At 71.7% G+C, this 19,804-nt stretch carries 23 protein-coding genes; 16 read left to right on the top strand and 7 right to left on the bottom strand.

Annotated elements, in window-relative coordinates; genetic code table 11:
* Positions 1-21 precede the first annotated feature (21 nt).
* From IE258_RS37200 to ygfZ, 3 genes are read left to right on the top strand one after another with little or no spacing between them, the layout of a single operon-like run.
* Positions 22-597, top strand: coding sequence for a heme-binding beta-barrel domain-containing protein (locus tag IE258_RS37200; RefSeq protein ID WP_087808593.1), 576 nt, complete (start codon positions 22-24; stop codon positions 595-597).
* Positions 598-612: 15 nt separating this feature from the next.
* A complete protein-coding gene (locus IE258_RS37195; protein WP_115743326.1) occupies positions 613-1,050 on the top strand; it encodes a Fur family transcriptional regulator in 438 nt (145 codons plus the stop codon).
* A gap of 20 nt (positions 1,051-1,070) precedes the next feature.
* Positions 1,071-2,036 carry a CAF17-like 4Fe-4S cluster assembly/insertion protein YgfZ gene (gene ygfZ, locus IE258_RS37190; protein ID WP_189750233.1) on the top strand — a complete coding sequence of 322 codons (966 nt, stop codon included), beginning with the start codon at positions 1,071-1,073 and terminating at the stop codon, positions 2,034-2,036.
* Positions 2,037-2,094: 58 nt separating this feature from the next.
* Here the strand turns inward: ygfZ and dtd are convergent, their stop codons facing one another.
* The gene (dtd, locus tag IE258_RS37185; RefSeq protein ID WP_007388827.1) at positions 2,095-2,520 is read right to left on the bottom strand and encodes a D-aminoacyl-tRNA deacylase; all 426 of its coding nucleotides are present in this window, start codon (positions 2,518-2,520) and stop codon (positions 2,095-2,097) included.
* Positions 2,521-2,698: 178 nt separating this feature from the next.
* Between dtd and IE258_RS37180 the strand changes: the two genes are divergently transcribed.
* From IE258_RS37180 to IE258_RS37170, 3 genes are all read left to right on the top strand, one after another.
* On the top strand, positions 2,699-3,373 hold the full coding sequence (locus IE258_RS37180) for an RsiG family protein (RefSeq protein WP_189750232.1): 675 nt from the start codon (positions 2,699-2,701) through the stop codon (positions 3,371-3,373).
* 90 nt (positions 3,374-3,463) lie between these two features.
* Positions 3,464-4,492 (top strand): asparaginase, encoded by a 1,029-nt coding sequence (locus IE258_RS37175; RefSeq protein ID WP_189750231.1) that lies wholly within the window; start codon positions 3,464-3,466, stop codon positions 4,490-4,492.
* 71 nt (positions 4,493-4,563) lie between these two features.
* Positions 4,564-5,820 carry a GNAT family N-acetyltransferase gene (locus tag IE258_RS37170; protein ID WP_159328924.1) on the top strand — a complete coding sequence of 419 codons (1,257 nt, stop codon included), beginning with the start codon at positions 4,564-4,566 and terminating at the stop codon, positions 5,818-5,820.
* A 187-nt stretch (positions 5,821-6,007) separates the two neighbouring features.
* Here IE258_RS37170 and IE258_RS37165 read toward each other — a convergent pair whose 3' ends face one another.
* A complete protein-coding gene (locus IE258_RS37165) occupies positions 6,008-6,193 on the bottom strand; it encodes a hypothetical protein (RefSeq protein ID WP_003974784.1) in 186 nt (61 codons plus the stop codon).
* A 153-nt stretch (positions 6,194-6,346) separates the two neighbouring features.
* Between IE258_RS37165 and IE258_RS37160 the strand changes: the two genes are divergently transcribed.
* Positions 6,347-7,258, top strand: coding sequence for a GntR family transcriptional regulator (locus tag IE258_RS37160; RefSeq protein WP_189750230.1), 912 nt, complete (start codon positions 6,347-6,349; stop codon positions 7,256-7,258).
* Between the two features lie 9 nt (positions 7,259-7,267).
* Here IE258_RS37160 and IE258_RS37155 read toward each other — a convergent pair whose 3' ends face one another.
* Positions 7,268-7,456 (bottom strand): hypothetical protein, encoded by a 189-nt coding sequence (locus tag IE258_RS37155; protein ID WP_087808600.1) that lies wholly within the window; start codon positions 7,454-7,456, stop codon positions 7,268-7,270.
* A 165-nt stretch (positions 7,457-7,621) separates the two neighbouring features.
* On the opposite strand from IE258_RS37155, the gene IE258_RS37150 reads away from it, so the two are divergent.
* Positions 7,622-8,497, top strand: a complete 876-nt coding sequence (locus IE258_RS37150) for a winged helix-turn-helix domain-containing protein (RefSeq protein WP_159328922.1) — start codon at positions 7,622-7,624, stop codon at positions 8,495-8,497.
* On the top strand, positions 8,497-9,249 hold the full coding sequence (locus IE258_RS37145) for an HAD family hydrolase (RefSeq protein ID WP_229892665.1): 753 nt from the start codon (positions 8,497-8,499) through the stop codon (positions 9,247-9,249). Before IE258_RS37150 ends, IE258_RS37145 begins: the two co-directional genes overlap by 1 nt.
* Here the strand turns inward: IE258_RS37145 and IE258_RS37140 are convergent.
* Together IE258_RS37140 and IE258_RS37135 are read right to left on the bottom strand one after the other, a co-directional pair.
* Positions 9,243-10,226 carry a hypothetical protein gene (locus tag IE258_RS37140; protein ID WP_189750228.1) on the bottom strand — a complete coding sequence of 328 codons (984 nt, stop codon included), beginning with the start codon at positions 10,224-10,226 and terminating at the stop codon, positions 9,243-9,245. The two genes, IE258_RS37145 and IE258_RS37140, sit on opposite strands and share 7 nt — an antisense overlap.
* A gap of 96 nt (positions 10,227-10,322) precedes the next feature.
* A complete protein-coding gene (locus IE258_RS37135; RefSeq protein ID WP_189750227.1) occupies positions 10,323-11,063 on the bottom strand; it encodes an HAD family hydrolase in 741 nt (246 codons plus the stop codon).
* Between the two features lie 246 nt (positions 11,064-11,309).
* Between IE258_RS37135 and IE258_RS37130 the strand changes: the two genes are divergently transcribed.
* Together IE258_RS37130 and IE258_RS37125 are read left to right on the top strand one after the other, a co-directional pair.
* A complete protein-coding gene (locus IE258_RS37130; RefSeq protein ID WP_189750226.1) occupies positions 11,310-12,413 on the top strand; it encodes a phosphotransferase in 1,104 nt (367 codons plus the stop codon).
* A 9-nt stretch (positions 12,414-12,422) separates the two neighbouring features.
* On the top strand, positions 12,423-13,040 hold the full coding sequence (locus IE258_RS37125) for a TetR family transcriptional regulator (RefSeq protein ID WP_189750225.1): 618 nt from the start codon (positions 12,423-12,425) through the stop codon (positions 13,038-13,040).
* Positions 13,041-13,166: 126 nt separating this feature from the next.
* Here the strand turns inward: IE258_RS37125 and IE258_RS37120 are convergent, their stop codons facing one another.
* The gene (locus IE258_RS37120; RefSeq protein ID WP_189750224.1) at positions 13,167-14,012 is read right to left on the bottom strand and encodes an SDR family NAD(P)-dependent oxidoreductase; all 846 of its coding nucleotides are present in this window, start codon (positions 14,010-14,012) and stop codon (positions 13,167-13,169) included.
* An 87-nt stretch (positions 14,013-14,099) separates the two neighbouring features.
* Here IE258_RS37120 and IE258_RS37115 point away from each other — a divergent pair, with 87 nt between their 5' ends.
* Together IE258_RS37115 and IE258_RS37110 are read left to right on the top strand one after the other, a co-directional pair.
* Positions 14,100-14,978, top strand: coding sequence for a helix-turn-helix transcriptional regulator (locus IE258_RS37115; RefSeq protein WP_189750223.1), 879 nt, complete (start codon positions 14,100-14,102; stop codon positions 14,976-14,978).
* A 49-nt stretch (positions 14,979-15,027) separates the two neighbouring features.
* Positions 15,028-17,070 carry a HelD family protein gene (locus IE258_RS37110; protein ID WP_189750222.1) on the top strand — a complete coding sequence of 681 codons (2,043 nt, stop codon included), beginning with the start codon at positions 15,028-15,030 and terminating at the stop codon, positions 17,068-17,070.
* 62 nt (positions 17,071-17,132) lie between these two features.
* On the opposite strand, the gene IE258_RS37105 is transcribed toward IE258_RS37110, so the two are convergent.
* A complete protein-coding gene (locus IE258_RS37105) occupies positions 17,133-18,023 on the bottom strand; it encodes an NAD(P)-dependent oxidoreductase (protein ID WP_189750221.1) in 891 nt (296 codons plus the stop codon).
* A 51-nt stretch (positions 18,024-18,074) separates the two neighbouring features.
* Between IE258_RS37105 and IE258_RS37100 the strand changes: the two genes are divergently transcribed.
* The 3 genes from IE258_RS37100 to IE258_RS37090 all read left to right on the top strand — a co-directional run bounded on the left by IE258_RS37100 (position 18,075) and on the right by IE258_RS37090 (position 19,771).
* The gene (locus IE258_RS37100) at positions 18,075-18,434 is read left to right on the top strand and encodes a winged helix-turn-helix transcriptional regulator (protein ID WP_127895481.1); all 360 of its coding nucleotides are present in this window, start codon (positions 18,075-18,077) and stop codon (positions 18,432-18,434) included.
* A gap of 214 nt (positions 18,435-18,648) precedes the next feature.
* Complete coding sequence (locus IE258_RS37095) at positions 18,649-19,122, top strand: helix-turn-helix domain-containing protein (protein WP_189750220.1); 474 nt, start codon at positions 18,649-18,651, stop codon at positions 19,120-19,122.
* 22 nt (positions 19,123-19,144) lie between these two features.
* Positions 19,145-19,771 carry a hypothetical protein gene (locus IE258_RS37090; protein ID WP_189750219.1) on the top strand — a complete coding sequence of 209 codons (627 nt, stop codon included), beginning with the start codon at positions 19,145-19,147 and terminating at the stop codon, positions 19,769-19,771.
* Positions 19,772-19,804 lie beyond the last annotated feature (33 nt).

The raw sequence follows: 19,804 nt of genomic DNA, 5'->3' as shown, positions 1-19,804 counted from the left end.
CGACGCCAGGAAGTACCGCTCATGATCGAGATCCCGTCCGACCTGCACAAGGACCTCGTGCCGCTCGTCTTCCTGCTGGGTGACTGGGCCGGCGCGGGTGTGCACGACTTCCCCGGTGCCGAGAAGTGCAACTTCGGCCAGGAGGTCTCCTTCACCCACGACGGCCGGGACTTCCTGGAGTACCAGTCCCACACCTGGGTGCTGGACAACGACGGCAACAAGGTCCGCCCGCTGGAGTCCGAGCACGGCTTCTGGCGCATCGACGCGAACCGCAAGGTCGAGGTCACGATGACCCGCGACGACGGCGTCATCGAGATCTGGTACGGCGAGCTGGCCGACCAGAAGCCCCAGATCGACCTGGTCACGGACGCGGTCGCCCGTACCGCGGCGTCGAGGCCCTACACCGGCGGCAAGCGGCTGTACGGCTACGTCAAGAGCGACCTGATGTGGGTCGGCGAGAAGCAGACCCCCGAGGTCGAGCTGCGCCCGTACATGTCGGCGCACCTGAAGAAGGTCGTCACCCCGGAGGACGTCGAGCGCTGGGCCAAGGCCCTGCCGGACGACATGCCGGACGACGGGATCGCTTTCTTCAAGTAGTCCTAGACTCGTGGTGTGGTGAGCACCGACTGGAAGAGCGACCTCAGGCAGCGCGGCTACCGGCTGACGCCCCAGCGGCAGCTGGTGCTCGAAGCCGTGGACACCCTCGAGCACGCGACCCCCGACGACATCCTCGGCCAGGTGCGGAAGACGGCGTCGGGGATCAACATCTCCACCGTGTACCGCACGCTGGAGCTCCTTGAGGAGCTGGGGCTGGTCAGCCACGCCCACCTCGGGCACGGTGCGCCCACGTACCACCTGGCCGACCGGCACCACCACATCCACCTGGTCTGCCGGGACTGCACGAACGTGATCGAGGCCGATCTGTCGGTGGCCGCCGACTTCACCGCCAAGCTGCGCGAGCAGTTCGGCTTCGACACCGACATGAAGCACTTCGCGATCTTCGGCCGGTGCGAGAGCTGTTCCCTGAAGGGTTCAACTACCGAGTCGTAAGCGAGTCGTAGGCTGGGCGTATGAAGAGCCCCCTGCTGTCCCTGCCCGGCGCCGTTCCCGCCGAGGGGGTGGACGAAGGCGTCGCCGCCCACTACGGCGACCTGTTCCGCGAGCAGCGTGCCCTCGCCGACGGCACCGGCTTCGTCGACCTCTCCCACCGCGGTGTCGTCACCGTCACGGGCGACGACCGGCTGAGCTGGCTGCACCTGCTGCTCACCCAGCACGTCAGCGACCTGCCCACCGGCCAGGCCACCGAGGCGCTGATCCTCTCCGCGAACGGCCACATCGAACACGCCCTGTACCTCGTCGACGACGGCACGAGCGTCTGGGCCCACGTCGAGCCCGGCAGCCAGGAGGCGCTGATCGCCTACCTGGAGTCGATGAAGTTCTTCTACCGGGTCGAGGTCGCCGACCGCACCGCCGACACCGCCGTCGTGCACCTGCCGGCCGGTTCGATCGCCCAGGCCCCCGCCTCGGCCGTCGTCCGCGAGACGCCGTACGGGCGTGACCTCTTCCTGCCGCGGGAGGAGCTGGAGAGCTTCGCCGCCGAGGCCGGGCCCGCGGCCGGGATCCTCGCCCACGAGGCGCTGCGGGTCGAGCAGCACCGGCCGCGCCTCGGCTTCGAGACCGACCACCGGACCATCCCGCACGAGCTGGGCTGGATCGGCACGGCCGTGCACCTCCAGAAGGGCTGCTACCGCGGGCAGGAGACCGTCGCCCGGGTGCAGAACCTCGGCAAGCCGCCGCGCCGGCTGGTCTTCCTGCACCTGGACGGCAGCGAGGTCCACCTGCCGCCGAACGGGGCGGAGATCCGGCTCGCGGACGACGGGCCCGACGGCCGGAAGATCGGTTTCGTCACCACGTCCGTGCGCCACCACGAGCTGGGCCCGGTCGCCCTCGCCCTGATCAAGCGGAACGTACCGGTGGACGCGCGGCTGATGGCCGAGGAGACCGCGGCCGCACAGGAGACCGTCGTCGAGCCCTGATGCCCTGATGCCCTGAAGGGCGGGGCTCGGACCTCGACGGGCTCGGACCTCGACGGGCTCAGACCTCCACGAGGACCGTGAAGGGGCCGTCGTTCGTCAGGGACACCCGCATCTGCGCGCCGAAGCGGCCAGTCGCCACGGTCGCGCCCAGCGCGCGCAGGTGCGCGACGACCTCGTCGACCAGCGGTTCGGCGACGTCGCCGGGTGCGGCCGCGTTCCAGGTGGGGCGGCGGCCCTTGCGGGCGTCGCCATAAAGAGTGAACTGGCTGATCACCAGCAGCGGGGCGTCGAGGTCGCTGCACGACTTCTCGTCGTGCAGGATCCGCACCGACCAGAGCTTCCTGGCCAGCTGCGCCGCCTTCTCCTTGGTGTCGTCGTGCGTGACGCCGACCAGGACGCACAGGCCCTCGCCGTCGATCGCGCCCACCGTCTCGCCGTCCACGACGACGCTCGCGCCGTCCACCCTCTGCACCACTGCACGCATCCCGTAATGATGCCGTGCGCCCCCAGGGTGTGGACGGGCGGGACCGTAGGGGGTTTCTTATCACTGCGAACCCCCCATCTGGGGCCGATCGTGGCCGATCGGGGGCACTCGTTCACATAGCGGCCACTTGGGGTGGCACGATGCTCCCAGACGCCGGGCGAGGGGACGGTTGAGGCACATGAGCACACCGAGTACGGGGCGGTCGTTCGGGACTGCCGCGTTGACATGTCCGAGTGGGCGGGGCGGTCCGAGTGGTCCGGCCGGCCTGGGTGGTCTGGAGGCGCCCAGGGCGCCCCTGCAGCGCACGGACAGCCCCGAGCTGCCGGCGGAGCCACAGGCGGACCCGCCGGAGCGGGACCTGACCGCCCTGAGCCTGCCGGAGCTGCGCACGCTGCGCCGGGACGCCCAGCGCGAGGAGGCCGACCTCAGCTACGTACGGCGGCTGTTGCAGGGCCGTATCGACATCCTGCGCGCGGAGCTGGCGGGGCGCGGGCCGACGTCGTCGTCCGTGGTGACCACCGCGACGACCGGGTCGGTGGTGGAGCGGCTGTCGGAGATCCTCGCCGACGCGCCCGCCCGGCAGCGTTCCTCCGCCCGGCACGTGACGCTGGCCACTCCGCGCAGCGAGGAGTGCAGGCGGCTGGCCGCGGAGATGATGGGCGAGGTGGAGCTGTCCGACCTGACGGCCCGCACCGACGTCGAGCTGACCACCGGCATGGGGCGGCTCGTGCGCTACGAGCAGCAGGTCTCCCGGAGCCGGCAGCGGCTCCAGCGCACGGCGGACGGCTGCAGCGCGGAGATCGCACGCCGGTACCGTGAGGGGGAAGCACAAGTCGACGACCTGCTCGTGTGACACGGGGGGCGGCCAGCCGCGCCGCCCTCCGGGGCCCGGTGATCCCGGGCCGTCGCCGCGGGGGGTCGCCCGTTCGGAAGGCCACCGCCGATGCCCGCGCCCCAGCCGTCACAAACGCCCCAGCCGCCGCAGCCGTCGCATGCGGTCCAGGGCGCGCCCACGTCCGCCCTGTCGCCCGTCGTGCCGCCCGTCCTCGCCGAGGTCGTCCGGTCCGGCTTCGTCGAGGGGCGGCACCGGGGCAGCCTGGTGGTGCTGGGCGCCGACGGGGCGGTGGAGCTGGCGCTGGGCGAGGTGACGGCGCCGGTCTTCCCGCGCTCCTCCAACAAGCCGATGCAGGCGGCGGGCGTGCTGCGGGCGGGCCTGGACCTCGCGGGGGAGCGGCTGGCGCTGGCCGCCGCTAGCCACTCCGGAGAACCGTTTCACCGCGATCTGGCCCGCAAGATGCTGGACGAGTACGGCCTGGACCCGGCGCTGCTCCAGTGCCCGCCCGACCTGCCGCTGGACGCCGAGGAGCGGGAGACGTACCTGGCGTCGGGTGCCGTGCCCGACCGCGTCACCATGAACTGCTCCGGCAAGCACACCGCGATGCTGGCGGTCTGCGCGCAGCAGGGCTGGCCGCTGGAGACCTACCTCGACCCGGAGCACCCGCTCCAGCGCGTCATCCACAGGGTTGTGGAGGACGCGGCGGGCGAGCCGGTCGCCGCCGTCGGCACCGACGGGTGCGGGGCGCCGCTGATGGCGATCAGCCTGGTCGGGCTGGCCCGCGCCTTCCGCTCCTTCGTCGCCGCCGAGCCCGGTTCGGCCGAGCGCCGGGTCGCCGACGCGATGCGCGCCCACCCCGAGTACGTGGCCGGCAGCCGCCGCGCCGACACCTGGCTGATGCGGGAGGTGCCCGGCACGCTCTCCAAGATGGGCGCGGAGGCCGTCCAGGCGGTCGCCCTGCCCGACGGCCGCGCCCTCGCCTTCAAGATCGAGGACGGCGCGACCCGGGCGCTGGGTCCGGTGCTGGCCCGCGCCCTGACGCTGCTGGGCGTGGACGCGCCGGTCGTCGAGCGCATCGGGCGCGCACCGCTGCTGGGCGGCGGCCGGGAGGTGGGGGAGATCCGGGCGTCCTTCTGACGGCCGGGGCCTTCGGGGCCGCCCTGTTTAATCCCCGAGACGCGGCCGGGCCGGCGATCTACGGTGAGCGTATGAGCCGCCGCACCGAGATAGACGTACGTCCCATCACCGAGGCCGAGTTCCCCGACTGGAACCGGGCCCTGAACACCGGGTTCCTGCAGCCGCCCGCCGTGGCCGAGGAGCAGCTGGAGGCGCGGCGCCGGCAGTTCGTGCCCGGCCGGTCGCTCGGCGCCTTCGACGGCGACCGGTGCGTGGCGACCTTCCGGTCCTTCGACCAGGAGCTGACCGCCGTCGGCGGCGCCCCCGTCCGGGCCGACGCCGTCTCCAACGTCACCGTCACCGCGACCCACCGCCGCCGCGGCCTGCTCACCCGGATGATGGCGCAGGACCTGGCCGCGGCGAAGGAGCGCGGGGACGTGGTCGCGACGCTGATCGCGGCGGAGTACCCGATCTACGGCCGGTACGGCTTCGGCCCCGCCACCACCCTGACCGAGTGGGCGGTCGACGTGCCCCGGGCCGGCCTCGACCGGCGCTGGGCGGCCCCGGAGGACGGCGGCAGGATCGACCTGGTGGACGGCGCGGACGTCCGTAAGCTCGGCCCCGAGCTGCACGAGCGGCTGCGCCGGGCCCAGCCGGGCGCGGTCAGCCGCACCGAGCTGTGGTGGCAGGCCAGGACCGGCGTCGTGAACATGAACGGCACGCCCTGGACCGAGCCGTACTACGCCCTGTACCGCTCGGCGGACGGCGAGGTCGAGGGCCTGGCCTCGTACCGCACCGACGACCACTGGGGCGACGCCAAGCAGCCGCTGAACACGGCGACCGTCGAGTGGCTGCTCGCTGTCACCCCGGCCGCCGAGCGGGCGCTGTGGCACTACCTCTGCTCGATCGACTGGGTCCAGACGGTGAAGAGCGGCTGGCGCTCCCCGGACGACCTGCTCCCGCACCTCCTGCCGGACCCGCGCGCCGCCCGCATCACCACGCAGGCCGACTGGCTGTGGGTGCGGATCCTGGACGTCGCGCGGGCGCTGGAGGCGCGGACGTACGACGGGCAGGGCGCGCTGGTCCTCGAGGTCGTGGACCGGGGAGGCCTCACCGGCGGGCGGTGGCGGCTGGAGGCGGGGCCGGACGGGGCGTCCTGCGTGCCGACCACCGAGAGCGCCCATCTCGTGCTCGACGTGGCGGAGTTGGGAGCGCTGTGGCTGGGCGACGCCTCGGCCGTACGGCTGGCCGCGCTCGGCCGGGTGCGGGAAGAACGAGCGGGCGCCGCCCGTGTGGTCGACGCCCTGCTGCGTACGTCCAGGCGGCCTTGGTGCCCGGACATGTTCTGAGGTGACTCCCTTCCTCCGGTGACGGTGGACGTGCGCATCCGTAGCGCGGGTACTTCGACGTGCTCTTCAGTTGTGGTTGTGGTTGTTGTGCCTGTCGTGCTTTCTGTGCTTGTTGTGCGTGGTGCCTACTGACCGGCCGGGCTCCCGGCTCCCCTCCGGAAGGGGGCCCGGCCGTCAGTACGTCGGTTCAGCCGGACTGGGCGAGCAGCATCACGAGGATCACCGCACCCACACCGCCGATCATGGTGTTCTTCGCCTTGATGCCGATGGACAGCGCGACGAACGCGATGATGCCCATCGGCCCGTACTTCCACTGCACGAGCTGCTCGAACCCGATGGCCAGAGCGGCGACGACGATGGCGATGAGCGGCATGGTGGACCCCCTGTCACCGTGGTGGCCAACCCTGGTGAGGTTCGACCACGTTGCTCAAGTTGGCTGCCAACTTCACTGTACTTATCTCCGCTTGGAAGCGTCTCATAACCACCTTTCCTTGAACTGCCGGAAGATGGCGAGAAGTTGTAGGGTTTGGTCGTGGAGCCGGAACACGTCCCCGTCAACGGGCGGGAGAGACCGCAGCGGCCACAGCCAACACATCGAGAGGTGGCCGACGAGCTGCGCGCCCGGATCAGGTCCGGTCGGCTGCGGCCGGGTCAGCGCATGCCCACGCAGGCCCAGTTGGCCGAGGAGTTCGGCGTGGAGCGCGGCACCGTCCGCCAGGCCCTGCGCACCCTGCAGTCGGAACGTCTGCTCACCAATGTGTCCAAGGGGAGCCCGGCGACCGTCGCGCCCGACCTGTACGGCCCCCAGGCCGGTCCCGAGGCGCGGCCGATGCCCACCACCGTGGCCCTCGCCTCCCGGATCGCGGCGGCCTTCGCCGCCGAGCACGTCGAGGTCGACGCCCTCTGCCTGACCTCCGTCTCCCTCACCCTCGCCCTCGGCGAGCCGCTGCGCCAGATCCACGCGGGGCGGCTGAAACCGGCCAAGATCGACGTCCGGGTCCTGCTGCCGAGCAGTGACATCGACCTCGCCTTCCCGGTGGCGGTCTCGGGCGGCGCGGCGGTCGGCCCGGTGCACGAGCGATGGCTGGCGATGCGCAACGCCCAGGGCCAGGTGCTCCAGCACAACCTGCTGGGCCTGCGCGCCACGCACGGCATAGACGTGCGCGTCTCCTTCCGGGCGCTGCCCTTCACCCCGCCCGTGAAGCTGTACGTGCTCAACGGCAGCGAGGCCCTCTTCGCGTACTACACCCTCAGCCGGCGCGAGCAGGAGATCGACCACGAGCCGCTGGAGATGTACGACGCGGAGGGCATCCGCTCGACGCTGTTCGCCTTCGATCAGGGCGGTGGCCTGCGCGACGGCGTGTTCGTGAAGCAGTCCCGGCTGTGGTTCGACGCGCTGTGGGGGACGATCAGCTCGGAGTTGGTGCTCACGGGCTGACCGTCCCCCTCACAGCGCGGGACCCGCGACCAGGAGGGCCAGCAGCACCGCTCCGGCGGAGCTGACGGAGGGGCTCTTGGCCTTGATGCCTATGGTGAGCAGGAGCAGGCCGACGATGCCGGTGGCACCGTACTTCCACTGGACGATCTGCTCGAAGGCGATGACGAAGACCGCGGAGACCAGGGTGAGGACGGGCATGGTCTTCCCCCCTTCGGGAAGTTCGGGAGGTGCTTCGTTCCAGGAGGTAAACTTCCACCAACCTGGCGAAGTTGGCAACCAACTCTGCCTATGTTGTCCCCACTTGGCTACTACCTATAAACAAGTTTCAAACAACTCCCTATAGGTAGGTCGAAGTTGTAGCGTTTGGTCGTGACTCAGGAGAACGTGTCCGTGAACGGCAGCAGAAGGCTCTCGTCCCAGGAGATCGCCGAGGCCCTGCGGGAGCGGATCCGCCAGGGAGACCTCAAGGCGGGCGACCGCCTGCCCACCCAGGCCGAACTGGCCGACGAGTTCGGCGTGGAGCGCGGCACCGTCCGCCAGGCCCTGCGCGCGCTCCAGGAGGACGGCCTGCTCACCAACGTCAGCAAGGGCAGCCCGCCCCGCATCGCCGAGCCCGCCGCGCCGCGGGCCGAGCCGCAGCCGACGATGGTGGCGCTCGGGCCGCGCCTGGCGGAGGCGTTCGCGGCGCCGCGCGTGCGGGTCGACGTCGTGTGCCACACCTCGGAGACGCTGATGCTGGCCCTCAGCGAGCCGCTCCGCCTGATCCACGAGGGCCGCATCCACCCCGAGGCGATCGACTTCCGGGTCCTGATGCCCTCCCGCGACATCGAACTCGCCTTCCCCGTCCTGGTCGAGGACGAGGAGGACGACCCGGTCCACCAGCGCTGGCTCCAGATGCGCAACGCCCAGGCCCGCGTCCTCCAGCACAACCTGCACGCCGTGCGCTCCACCCACCGCGTGGACGTGCGCATCGCGTTCCGCGCCCTGCCGTTCACCCCGCCGATGAAGCTGTACCTGCTCAACGGCGAGGAAGCCCTCTTCGGCTACTACATGCTGACCCGGCGCGAGGAGGAGTACGAGAGCCGGACGCTCCAGATGTACGACGCGCTCGGCTCCCAGTCGCTGCTGTTCTCGTTCCTGAAGCGGGCCGGTCACCGGGACGCGGTGTTCGTGGACGAATCGCAGAAGTGGTTCGACGCCCTCTGGGAAACCATCACCACGGACATGACACTCTCCTAGTGACTTCCGATACGGATCAGACGGAACCGGTGGGCGAGTGGGCCGGCCGGGACGAGCAGTCCGAGGCACTGCGGGACCTGGTCGTGGGCGCCCGCGTCGTCCTGTGGGACTTCGACGGCCCCATCTGCAGGCTCTTCGCGGGCTACTCGGCCGACCGGGTGGCGGGCGAACTGGTGGACTGGCTGGAGCGGCTGGGCCTCAAGGAGCTGCTCACCCAGGAGGAGCAGGTCCACCCGGACCCGCACGCCCTGCTGACCGCGGTCAACCGCAGACACCGGCAGAGCGACCTGGTCGCCGAGTTCGAGGAACGGCTGACCCGGGAGGAACTGCGCGCCGTGCCCACCGCGTGGCCGACCGCGTACGCGGACGCCCTGATCCGTACCTGGTCCGCCCTCGGCGTCGGCCTCGCGGTCACGACCAACAACTCGCCCCGCGTGGTGAGCGAGTACCTGACTACCCGGGACCTGCTGGGCTGCTTCTCCCCCCACATCTACGGCCGCACCGGGGACCCGCATCTGCTCAAACCCGACCCCTACTGCCTCAACCGCGCCCTCAGCGCGACGGGCACCGCCCCCACGCGGGCCCTCATGGTCGGCGACTCCCCCTCCGACGTGACCGCCGCCCGAAGGGCCGGAGTGCCCTTCCTGGGCTACGGCCACAACGAACGAAAGACCAAGCTCCTCCGCGACGCAGGCGCCGAAACGGTCGTCCACTCCCTGGAACCGGTGCTGCGGCTGCTGTGGGATCAGTGACCAGTCCGTTCCTCGGGGGGTGTCCACCTCGGGTCGTCCAGGACGGGCCTTTCGGGTCTGACGTACTCCAGGGTGTCCCACAGATTCCGCTGCCACTCGATGTGGTGCTCGGCGAGTTCCTGCGTTGAGCGGGAGGGGGACCTTCGGTCCCAGCCGATGATGCGGGCGTTGCCGTGCCGGGCACCGAAGCCTTCGGTGTCGAGTATCTGTACGGAACGCCCGCGCCAGCTCGTCGTCTTCCTGCGTATCCCGTACGGAGCGGAGAAGACCTGCTCCTGGTTGAGTATGTAGAGCTTTCTCTCCGGAACGTTGGGGGATTCCCGTACCTCGCAGGATATGACGATGTGTGGATTCTTATCGTGGACACGGTCCAGAAGTTCGTTCAGCTCTTCCCAGTTGCGCTTGGTGAAGTCCTCACGCATCCGTTCGCGATTCTCCGGTGAGTCCCCGAAGTAGAGCGTTCCGGCGGGGAGCCCGGCACTGTCGGGCGCGGGCTCCAGCTTCCCCGGGATACTGAGGGGAAGGTTGAGATGGGCCACCACGAGGTGGAGCGTCAGATCGCGCATGGCGGTTTCCTGATCCGCAAGCCTGGTGAGCGAAGGCCGGAGCAGACCGAGCAGGGTCTGCATGCTGAAACCGTGGAAATCTATCCGGACGTGGCGGGCCTTGAACGCCTCCGCGACCGGCTGTCCCAGTTCTTCCAGATCGCCGAGTACGTAGACACCCGACGTTTCTTCCGGGCTCGACTCGCCGACCGCGTCGAAAAGGATGAGGGCCACGAGTGCGGCGAAGGAACCGCCGACGAAGTCCTGCGCCTTGAGGAGGTCTCCCAGCGGGTCGAAGATCTCGGCGGCCACTCCGAGGGCAACGACGAGGGCGAGCGCCCATTTGATGACGCGGGGTTTCCAGTCACTCAGTGAACGGCGCAGACGCCGGAGTCTGGTCGGTCTGCCGATGCCGGAGCTGTCAGATGACACCCTCTACCCCCATGCCGAGCGCCGCCGTCCTGGACGGCGGTGATGGCTTCGTCGTCGCCGCCATGATGCCCGGACCAACTTGCCTTCACCAGAAGGTCATTCAGGTTGCGACAACCTTCTGGCGGCGCTGAGCAGCGGGACGAGCGAGGACACGACGTGATCGGCACCGCGTCGCGTCATCTCCGCCGACCGCGCGGGAGATCCGGTGAACCCGAGGAACCGGGTCCCCGCCGCGACGGCCGCTGCCAGATCCGTCAGTTGGTCTCCGAACAGGACGCAGCCGGCCGGGCTGAGGCCGAGCTGCCGGACCGCCCGCTCGACGGACTCGGGAGATGGCTTCATGTGGTGCAGTTCCTTCGGGTCCCGCCCCACGATCACGTCGAATCCGGACTGAAGGTCGTAGGCATTGAGGAACTCCCGGATCGGGCCTTCGGCGTTGTTGCTGACGATGGCGAGGCGCAGGCCCAGGCCGAGCAAGGCGTCCAGGACGGTGTCCAGGTGCGGTACGGGGCGGGCTGACCGAACGATGTCGTACTCGTGCCGGGTCACCCGGGCTTCGGCCAGGTCCAGGGCGTACCGGCTTCGGTGCGCCGCGGTGGGGCGGTCTGCCATGTCCCGCAGGCGCAGCAGGATGCCGTGTGAGTCTTCGCAGTCCTCGACGTCCTGGTCGAGTTCCCCCCAGTGAAGTCGGACCGTCTTCTTGATCTCGTCGGCGACCGGCGCGGTCGTCATTCCGCGAAACAGGTCGGTGATGGGACCGTCGAAGTCGAAGAGCACCGCGTGAGCGTTGCCGAGGAGGCGCGCCAGTTTCGCCTGGCTGTCTGAGGCGTCGTACATGGTCTCCCTCTCCGGTCGCCCGCCTCAGTGTGGACCAGGGGGAAGTGGGGCTGCCAGCACCGCAGACCGGGGCGTGGTCCACGGACCCGGACAAGCCCTGTGTCGTACACCTGCTCAGCCGTTCGCCATGGGGAGGGACGGCGCGGCGGTGTTCGTCGGGGTTCCGCGTGGACGGCGACGGCAACAGGAGTACCGTTTTCCCACTCCTGCACCTCCGCAAGGGTCTCAGGCGAAAGAAAACGGTAGATGTCGCCTAATTCGACCTCCCCTGCCAGGCTCCGCGCCGTCGGCGTGAGCGGTGACGAGAGTGTGGTCGAGGGGCCACTGCGCGGCTACCACCACGAGACCTACGTCGTACCGCTGCCCGGAGCGACGGGTGCTACGGGACGCTGGAAGTGCCGGGAGCCGCGCAGCGGCCTGCTGTGGTTCGACCGCCGGTGCTTCGTGTCCGAGGAGCAGCTGCTGCGCGCCCTGCAGGGCCGGATCACCGACGTGCCGGACGTCTTCGAGGTCGGCGGGCTGACCCTGCAGCGGTTCGTCGAGGGCCGGACCCTCGGATCGCTGCACGGGGCCGGCCGGACGGTGCCCGAAGCGTTCACGCGGCAGATCCTGCGGCTCTTCGGCGAGATGGCGGCCGTGACCGCGCCGACGCTGCCGGTGGACCGGCGGTGCAGTTCCGAGGACCGGCCGGCGGACGGCGACACCGACGGCTTCATGGAACGGCTCGTCTGCTTCACCGAGCAGCGTGTCCACGCGGAGAACCTGCCGCGGTTCGGTTCCCTCTTCGCGGCCCTGGGGCTGGACGACGACGCGTTCAAGCGCTTGCGCAAGCACGTCGCCGGCCTCCATGAACGTCCGTTCTGCCTGCTCCATGCCGACCTGCACCGCGAGAACATCATCGTCGACGCGGACCGGCGGCTGTGGACCATCGACTGGGAACTGGCGATGGTCGGCGATCCGCTCTACGACCTCGCCACCCACCTGCACCTGATGCGCTATCCGTCCTGGCAGCGCCCCCGGGTGGTGGAGAAGTGGCGCCGCACGGTCGAGGCCGTGCGCCCCGGCGGTACGCGCGGCTGGCGGGAGGACCTGGCGCGGATCGTCGGCTACAAGAGGGCCCAGTCGGTCTTCACCGACGTCATCCGCGAAGCCGTCTCGCTGGGGCGTGAGGCGCGGTCGGCCGGTCCCGAGGTCGGGGCCGCCGCCGCCAGGCTGCACACCATCCTGACCCGCGCGGTCCTGCCCCTCGGCCTCGAGTCGGTGCCCGGCCCCGCCGAGATCGGTACCGCCCTCGTGCGGTGGGGCAGGGCGCACCCGGACGCGGAGGAGTCCCCGCCGGACACCCCCTAGGCTCGCCCCATGAACGCCCCCGGTCTGCGCGAGCGCAAGAAGCAGCGGATGTTCCGGACGCTGTCGGACATCGCCGTCGAACTCTTCCTGGAGAAGGGCTTCGACGCGGTGTCCGTCGCGGAGGTGGCGGCCGCGGCCGAGGTCTCCAAGCCGACGCTCTTCCGGTACTTCCCGGCCAAGGAGGACCTCGTCCTCCACCGCATCGCCGACCACGAGGACGAGGCGGCCCGGGTGGCGGGACAGGGGCCCGCGCCGATCGAGGCGCTGCGGCGGCACTTCCTGGCGGGGCTGGACCGGTGCGACCCGGTGACCGGGCTCAACGACCACCCCGCCGTACTCGCCTTCCACCGCCTGCTCTACGGCACCCCCTCCCTCGTCGCCCGCATGCACACCCAGCTGGAGCGGTCCGAGGCCGCGCTCGCCGAGGTGCTGGGCGGTGATCTGGGAGCCAGGCTGGCGGCCGGGCAGATCATCGCCGTGCAGCGGATCCTCGCGCTGGAGAACTGGCGGCGGATCGCCGCCGGGGAGCGGGTGGAGGACGTGCGGGGCGACGCGGTGGCGGCGGCGGAGCGGGCGTTCGCCGGGCTGGCGAGGGGGCTGGCGAGGGGGCTGGCGTCGACGGAGTGACCGGCGCCGGTCGGTTCGGTTCGGAGAGTTCGGTCCCTGCGGTACCGCATCCCCGTTCCTGCGGTCCGCCACCCTCCCTCCCTACGGTCCCGCACCCCCCGTTCTTGCGGTCCCCCCGGGTCTCGCTCAGGCGCCCGCGCCGCCGTCGACCGGCACGATCGCGCCGGTCACCCACGAGGCGCGGTCGCTGAGCAGCCACGCGGCCACCTCGGCGACCTCGCGGGGCTCGGCCATCCGGCCGAACGGGGTCGCGGCGTTGTTGCGCTCGATGACCCCGGGGGTCGTCGCCTCCCACGCGGCCATCATCTCGGTGGCCGTGCCGCCCGGCGTGATGCCGTTCACCCGGATGCGGTCGCCGGCCCAGCTCACCGCGGCGGACTCGGTGAGGCTGTTCAACGCGCGCTTCATCGCGCCGTACGCGGGCAGGACCGGGTTCGCGCGGCGGCTGCCGATGCTCGACGTGTTCACGATCGCCCCGCCACCGGCACGTCGCATGAGCGCGGCCTCGGCGTTCATGGCCGTCCAGTGCGAGCGGAAGTTCACCGCGAACTGCTCGTCGACGTCCTCGTCGCTCGTCGTGTCGAGCGGACCGGGCCGCTGGATCGCCGCGCCGTTGTTGAAAGCACCGTCGAGCCGGCCGTGCAGGTCCCCCACGTGGTCGACGGCGGCGCGGATGCTCGCGGGGTCGGCGAGGTCCATGCCGACGGCGTCGGCCACACCGCCGTCGGCGCGGATCTCCTTCACGACGCGGTCGAGGGCGTCGGTACCGCGGGCGGCGAGCACGACGGCGGCGCCCTCGGCGGCGAAGAGCCGGGCCGCGGCCGCCCCGATGCCGCGGCTGGCACCGGTGATGAACAGGACCTTGCCGGTGAGCAGGCCGATGGGTGCGCTGGGGGTGGTGTGCGTGCTGTGCGGCGCGTTGGTGACGTTCACGTCATTCGCGTTGTTCGTGTCGGTCGTGTTGTTCGTCATGGTTGACAGCGTCCGGCCGGCCGCCGGGCGGATACAGGCACAGGCTGTACCAGGCATCCGTCGCCGTGCGGCGTGCAGACTCGGGGTATGGACAACAAGAAGGAGCTCGGGGCGTTCCTCCGCAGCCGCCGCGAGCGGCTCCGGCCGGAGGACGTCGGCCTGCCCTCGGGCCCGCGGCGCCGGACACCGGGTCTTCGCCGCGAGGAGGTGGCGGTTCTCGCGCACATCTCCACCGAGTACTACGTCCGGCTCGAACAGGGCAGGGCGCCGCGGCCGTCGGCCGAGGTCCTCGCCGGGATCGCGGGTGCCCTGCGGCTCACGGACGCCGAGTCCGACCACCTCCACGTCCTCGCGGGCACCGCGCCGGGCCGTACCGGACTGCACCGGCGCGACGTCCCCCCGAGCATTCTCGCGCTCGTCGAGCGGCTGCCGCAGACGGCCGCCTTCGTGGTCTCCGCCGCGTGCGACGTGCTCGCGTGGAACGGTCTCGCGGCCGCGCTCATGGAGGACTTCGCCGCACTCGCCCCCAGGGACCGCAATCTCGCGCGCTGGGCGTTCCTCGGCGCCACGCACACCGGTGCGGAGCTGTACGGGACCTCCCACGGCGCGGACTTCCGGCTGCACGTCGTCAGGTCACTGCGGTCCGCCGTCGCCCGGTACCCGTCGGATCCCGCGGTGCGGGAACTCGTCGACGAGCTGCACGACGCCAGTCCGGAATTCGCCCGGCTGTGGGAGCGGCACGACGTCCAGGCCACGCCGACGCTCACGAAGACGTTCCGGCACCCGGTCGTCGGGGAGGTCACCGTCGACTGCGACTCGCTCGTCCTCGACGACCGCGACCAGCGCCTCGTCCTCTACTCCGCGCCGGCCGGATCCCCGGCCGCCGAGGCCCTGGCGCTCCTGGACATGCTGGGCGGCCGGGCGGACGGGCATCTCAGCGCGGCGTCCCGGCCCGCCTTGAACTGACCGAGTAAAATATGTAACTCGGTAACTTCATTCCGGTAGGCTTGCCGGAATGACGTCGACCGACACCGCCCTCCAGCGCGCTCTCGACCACGAACGCGCCCACCACGACCACTGCCGGGCCGTCCTCGCCGCGATGGTCGAAGGCGCCCAGGAGCACGTCGTCACCGGCGAGGACGTCTCCGCCTCCGGTGCCGACGCCGAGGTCCTCGGGTACCGGCTGCGCAGCCGGGCCAAGGAGATGCGCGAACTGCCGCCGGGCCCGCTGTTCTTCGGACGGCTCGACTTCGCGGAGGGGGAGGAGACCGGTCGGGCGCTGCACATCGGGCGGCTGCGGATCACCGAGCACCCGGCCGCCCCGCCCCTCGTCGTCGACTGGCGCGCTCCCGTCTCCCGCGCCTTCTACCAAGCCACCGCGGGCGACCCCCGCGGCGTGGCCGTCCGGCGCCGCTTCGGCTGGGCACCCGGCAGCCGCGGCGAGAGCGCCGACCTCACCGGCATGGAGGACGAGCACCTCGGCCGGGGCGAGTCCCGGGCCAGCGCCATCGTCGCGCGGGAGATCGAACGGCCCCGCGTCGGGCCCATGCGGGACATCGCCGCCACCATCCAGCCCGAGCAGGACGACCTGGTCCGCGCCGGTCTCGGCACCACCGTCTGCGTCCAGGGCGCCCCGGGCACCGGCAAGACCGCCGTCGGCCTGCACCGGGCCGCGTACCTGCTCTACACCCACCCGCAGCGCATCAAGCGGGGCGGCCTGCTGATCCTCGGCCCCAACCCGACCTTCCTCTCCTACATCGCCGAGGTGCTCCCCGCCCTCGGCGAGAGCGGCGTACGGCAGTCCACGCTGGACCGCGAGATCGCCCGGCACCCGGTCACCCGCACCGACGACGTGCGGGCCGCCGCGCTCAAGCACGACGCCCGGACGGCCGAGGTGCTGCGCCGCGCCCTGTACGCGCGCGTGGACCCCGGCGCCGCGGGCGATCTCATCGTGCCGGACGGCTCCTACCGCTGGCGCGTCCCGGCCGAGGCGCTGGCCCGCGTCGTCGCGGACGTACGGCGGGAGCAGCCGCCGTACACCGTCGGGCGTGAGCGGGTCAGGGCGCGGATCGTGCGGTACGTCCAGGAGCGGGCCGAACGGCGCGCCGGGCCGCGGACCAACGCCTGGCTGCGCCGGGTGGAGCGGGCCCGGCCGGTCGGCGCGGTCCTCGACGCCGTATGGCCCCGGGTGCGCCCGGAGGAGGTCCTCGCACCGCTGCTCGGCGACCCGGCCGAGCTGGCGCGGGCGGCCGACGGTGTGCTCGACGACGAGGAGCAGCGGGCCCTGCTGTGGACGGGGCGGGCGCCGCGGTCGTGGAAGTCGGCGCGCTGGTCCGCCGCCGACCTGCTCCTCCTGGACGAGGTCGCCGGTTTCCTCGAACATCCCGAGGGCTACGGCCACGTCGTCGTCGACGAGGCCCAGGACCTCTCCCCGATGGAGTGCCGGGCCATCGCCCGCCGGTCCGCCTTCGGTTCGCTCACCGTCCTCGGCGACCTGGCCCAGGGGACCACGCCGTGGGCCGCGCGGTCCTGGCGTACCGTCCTCGCCCACCTGGGTCGCCCGGACGCCGCCGTGGTGCCGCTGACCACCGGATTCCGGGTGCCGAAGAAGGTGGGGGGCCTCACCAACCGGCTGCTGGAGCGGCTCGACGTGGACGTGCCCCCGGCCCGCTCGCTGCGCGGCGACGGCGAGCTGACCCTGCGCGAGGCCGCGCCCGGCGCCGTGCCGGAGACGGTCGTGGACGCCGTACGGCACGCGCTCACCCGGGAGGGCTCGGTGGGCGTCGTCGCCGCCGGCCCGGACGTGCCGGGGTTGCGGGCGGCGCTCGAGGCGGCCGGCATCGCGGCGGCGGGACCCGAGGCGCTGGGTGCCCGGGTCGCCGTCGTACCGGCGAGCGTGGTCAAGGGCCTGGAGTACGACCACGTCGTCGCCGTCGAACCGGCGGCGATCGCGGCGGCGGAGGGACCTGGAGGGCGGGGCCTGCACCGGCTGTACGTGGTACTCACCCGCGCGGTGTCCCGCCTCGACGTGGTGCACGCGCGGCCGCTGCCCTTCTGACGCCCGACTCCGCCCGGTCGGCGCCCCGCTCGACGCCCGTCCGGCGCCCGCTCGACGCCCGGTCAGCGCCCGGTGATCACGTCCGCGACCCGCGAGTACCCGTCGGAGCCGTGCCCCCGCGCGACGACCCGGCGGGCCTGCCCCTCGATCACCCGCATCAGGCTCGTGTCGATGCCGTGCGCCTCGGCGGCGTGGACGACGTGCGTCATGGTCGACACGGCCGAGGTGATCGGGTTGATCGCGCCCGAGTACGTACCGGCGTCCGTGTCGGCGGCGAACTCCGTGAACAGCGGCGGCAGGATCGCGGCGATGCCCTGCGCGAACGGCGCGAGTTCCGCGCCGGTGACACCCTCCGCCCGGGCCACCGCGAGGGCGTGCACGTAGCCCGCCATCGCCGTCCAGAAGATGTCGAGCAGGGCGATGTCGTAGGCCGCCGCCCGCCCGGGGTCCTCGCCCAGGTGGGTGTGGGTGCCGCCGAGCGCCGCCAGCACCGGCCGGTGCTCCTCGTACAGCTCCTCGGGGCCGCTGTGCAGGAACACCGCGTCGTCCGTGCCGATGGTCGGAGCGGGCGTCATGATCGCGCCGTCCAGGTAGCGGACGCCGTGCCGGGCGGCCCACTCGGCGGTGTCCCGGGCGCGGCCGGGGGTGTCGGCGCTCAGGTTCACGAGTGTCCGGCCCTTGAGCGCGGCGGTGACGGTCTCCTCGCGCAGTACGGCGTCAGAGGCGTCGTAGTTCACCACGCAGACCACCGTCAGCGGCGAGGCGGCGACCGCCTCCGCGGCCGAGGCCGCGGCCCTCGCACCGGCCGCGACCAGGTCGGCGTCCCGCCCCGGCGTGCGGTTCCAGACGGTGGTGGGCACTCCCGCGGCCAGGAAGGCGGCGGCCAGCGCCCGGCCCATCGGGCCCAGGCCGACGACGGTGACGGCCGAGGACCGGCCGGTGTGTGCGGACATGCTTCAACTCCCGTAACGTGAAGAACAATTGCTGATGAATGGGGGCACCTCATGGCACACCGGCGCCACGATCCGAACGTCTGCGGAGTGACCGCCGCGATCGCCGTGATCGAGGGCAAGTGGAAGACCACGCTGCTGTGGCTGCTGGAGTCCGGCCCGCACCGGCCGGCCGAACTGCGCCGGAAGGCGCCGGGACTCACCGAGAAGGTGCTGACCCAGGCACTGCGCGAGATGGAGGCGGACGGCCTGGTGGACCGACGGGTGTACGACGTGCTGCCGCTGCGGACCGAGTACTCGCTGACCGCGTTCGGCCGCGATCTCGCGGAGGCCCTCTCTCCCCTCTCCGACTGGGGCCACCGCCGCCTGGACCGGCTGACGGGACCGGAGGCCGCCGCCCGCACGCCTTCCTGACGCCCGCCTGCCCCCTCAGTCTCGGACGGGCACGGCGCGTTGCCCAGTACGCACAAAAAAGTGGGTACGGAGACCGGAGCCGCGCCTGTGGGACCCGGCGCGGAGGCCCGGGCTCGGCACGGAGGCCCGGGGTCCCGGGGTCCGGGGGTCCGGCGGGACACACTATTGCAAGCAGGTGCTTGCAATAGTTAGCGGTAGGCGGCATGCTGGACGCATGGCATCGCTCAACGTCGGCAATCTCGGTGAGTACCTGCGCGAGCAGCGGCGCAACGCGCAGCTGTCGTTGCGGCAGCTCGCCGACGCCGCGGGCGTTTCCAACCCGTACCTGAGCCAGATCGAGCGCGGGCTGCGCAAGCCGAGCGCGGAGGTGCTCCAGCAGGTCGCCAAGGCGCTGCGGATCTCCGCCGAGACGCTGTACGTCCGCGCGGGGATCCTCGACGCGGAGCGGGACCGGGACGACGTGGAGACGCGTGCGGTCATCCTCGCCGACCCCTCGCTGAACGAGCGGCAGAAGCAGGTGCTGCTCCAGGTCTACGAGTCCTTCCGCAAGGAGAACGGGTTCGGGGCCGACGCGGATGCGGACGCGGACGTGGACGTGAAGGCGGATGCGGGCACGGGCACGGGTGCCGGTGTCGACGCCGATGCCGCTGTCGACGGGGCGGAAACAGTAAAAAACCCTCATTCATAAGCAATTCCGGAGGACCATCACCATGGCCATCACCGACGACCTGCGCAAGACCTTCAGCGACCCCACCCCGCTCTACTTCGCAGCGGGCACCGCCGACCTCGCCTTCCAGCAGGCCAAGAAGGTGCCGGTGCTGGTGGAGCAGCTGCGCGCGGAGGCCCCGGCGCGGATCGACGCCGTACGCAACACCGACCCGAAGGCCGTCCAGGAGAAGGCGACGGCCCGCGTCAAGGAGACCCAGGGCAGCCTCCAGGCCAAGGCCAACGAGCTCTTCGGCTCCCTCGACGCCGACTTCAAGAAGCTCGGCGAGACCGCCCAGGACCTCGCGCTGCGTTCCGTCGGCGTCGCCGCCGAGTACGCCGTCAAGGCCCGGGAGACCTACGAGAAGGTCGCCGAGCGCGGCGAGCACGCGGTGCGCACCTGGCGCGGTCAGGCCGCCGACGGCATCGAGGACCTGGCCGAGGACGTGGAGGACTTCGCCGTGGCCGTCGAGCCGGCCAAGCCCGCCCCGGCCAAGCCCGCGGCCGCCAAGCCCGAGCCGGTCCGGGTCACCGAGGACAAGACCGCGGCGGCGAAGAAGACGCCCGCCCCGCGCAAGGCCCCGGCGAAGAAGTCCACCACCGCCAAGAAGACGACGCCGCCCGCCAAGTAGTGCGCTGCGTCACGAGTGCGGAGCGGCCGGGCA

It is taken from the genome of Streptomyces tendae (assembly GCF_014650435.1).
In the GTDB taxonomy this organism is placed as follows: Bacteria; Actinomycetota; Actinomycetes; order Streptomycetales; family Streptomycetaceae; genus Streptomyces; species Streptomyces tendae.
Note: the sequence above shows the minus strand (reverse complement) of the source record. Positions and strands in the feature narration are given on the sequence as shown.

What these genes read in the sequence shown, in the direction of transcription:
- IE258_RS37200 (WP_087808593.1), top strand. Translation starts at nt 22, where the DNA reads ATGATCGAGATCCCGTCCGACCTGCACAAGGACCTCGTGCCGCTCGTC.
- ygfZ (WP_189750233.1), top strand. Translation starts at nt 1,071, where the DNA reads ATGAAGAGCCCCCTGCTGTCCCTGCCCGGCGCCGTTCCCGCCGAGGGG.
- dtd (WP_007388827.1), bottom strand. Translation starts at nt 2,520, where the DNA reads ATGCGTGCAGTGGTGCAGAGGGTGGACGGCGCGAGCGTCGTCGTGGAC.
- IE258_RS37180 (WP_189750232.1), top strand. Translation starts at nt 2,699, where the DNA reads ATGAGCACACCGAGTACGGGGCGGTCGTTCGGGACTGCCGCGTTGACA.
- IE258_RS37175 (WP_189750231.1), top strand. Translation starts at nt 3,464, where the DNA reads ATGCCCGCGCCCCAGCCGTCACAAACGCCCCAGCCGCCGCAGCCGTCG.
- IE258_RS37170 (WP_159328924.1), top strand. Translation starts at nt 4,564, where the DNA reads ATGAGCCGCCGCACCGAGATAGACGTACGTCCCATCACCGAGGCCGAG.
- IE258_RS37165 (WP_003974784.1), bottom strand. Translation starts at nt 6,193, where the DNA reads ATGCCGCTCATCGCCATCGTCGTCGCCGCTCTGGCCATCGGGTTCGAG.
- IE258_RS37155 (WP_087808600.1), bottom strand. Translation starts at nt 7,456, where the DNA reads ATGCCCGTCCTCACCCTGGTCTCCGCGGTCTTCGTCATCGCCTTCGAG.
- IE258_RS37135 (WP_189750227.1), bottom strand. Translation starts at nt 11,063, where the DNA reads ATGTACGACGCCTCAGACAGCCAGGCGAAACTGGCGCGCCTCCTCGGC.
- IE258_RS37130 (WP_189750226.1), top strand. Translation starts at nt 11,310, where the DNA reads ATGTCGCCTAATTCGACCTCCCCTGCCAGGCTCCGCGCCGTCGGCGTG.
- IE258_RS37125 (WP_189750225.1), top strand. Translation starts at nt 12,423, where the DNA reads ATGAACGCCCCCGGTCTGCGCGAGCGCAAGAAGCAGCGGATGTTCCGG.
- IE258_RS37120 (WP_189750224.1), bottom strand. Translation starts at nt 14,012, where the DNA reads ATGACGAACAACACGACCGACACGAACAACGCGAATGACGTGAACGTC.
- IE258_RS37115 (WP_189750223.1), top strand. Translation starts at nt 14,100, where the DNA reads ATGGACAACAAGAAGGAGCTCGGGGCGTTCCTCCGCAGCCGCCGCGAG.
- IE258_RS37110 (WP_189750222.1), top strand. Translation starts at nt 15,028, where the DNA reads ATGACGTCGACCGACACCGCCCTCCAGCGCGCTCTCGACCACGAACGC.
- IE258_RS37105 (WP_189750221.1), bottom strand. Translation starts at nt 18,023, where the DNA reads ATGTCCGCACACACCGGCCGGTCCTCGGCCGTCACCGTCGTCGGCCTG.
- IE258_RS37100 (WP_127895481.1), top strand. Translation starts at nt 18,075, where the DNA reads ATGGCACACCGGCGCCACGATCCGAACGTCTGCGGAGTGACCGCCGCG.
- IE258_RS37095 (WP_189750220.1), top strand. Translation starts at nt 18,649, where the DNA reads ATGGCATCGCTCAACGTCGGCAATCTCGGTGAGTACCTGCGCGAGCAG.
- IE258_RS37090 (WP_189750219.1), top strand. Translation starts at nt 19,145, where the DNA reads ATGGCCATCACCGACGACCTGCGCAAGACCTTCAGCGACCCCACCCCG.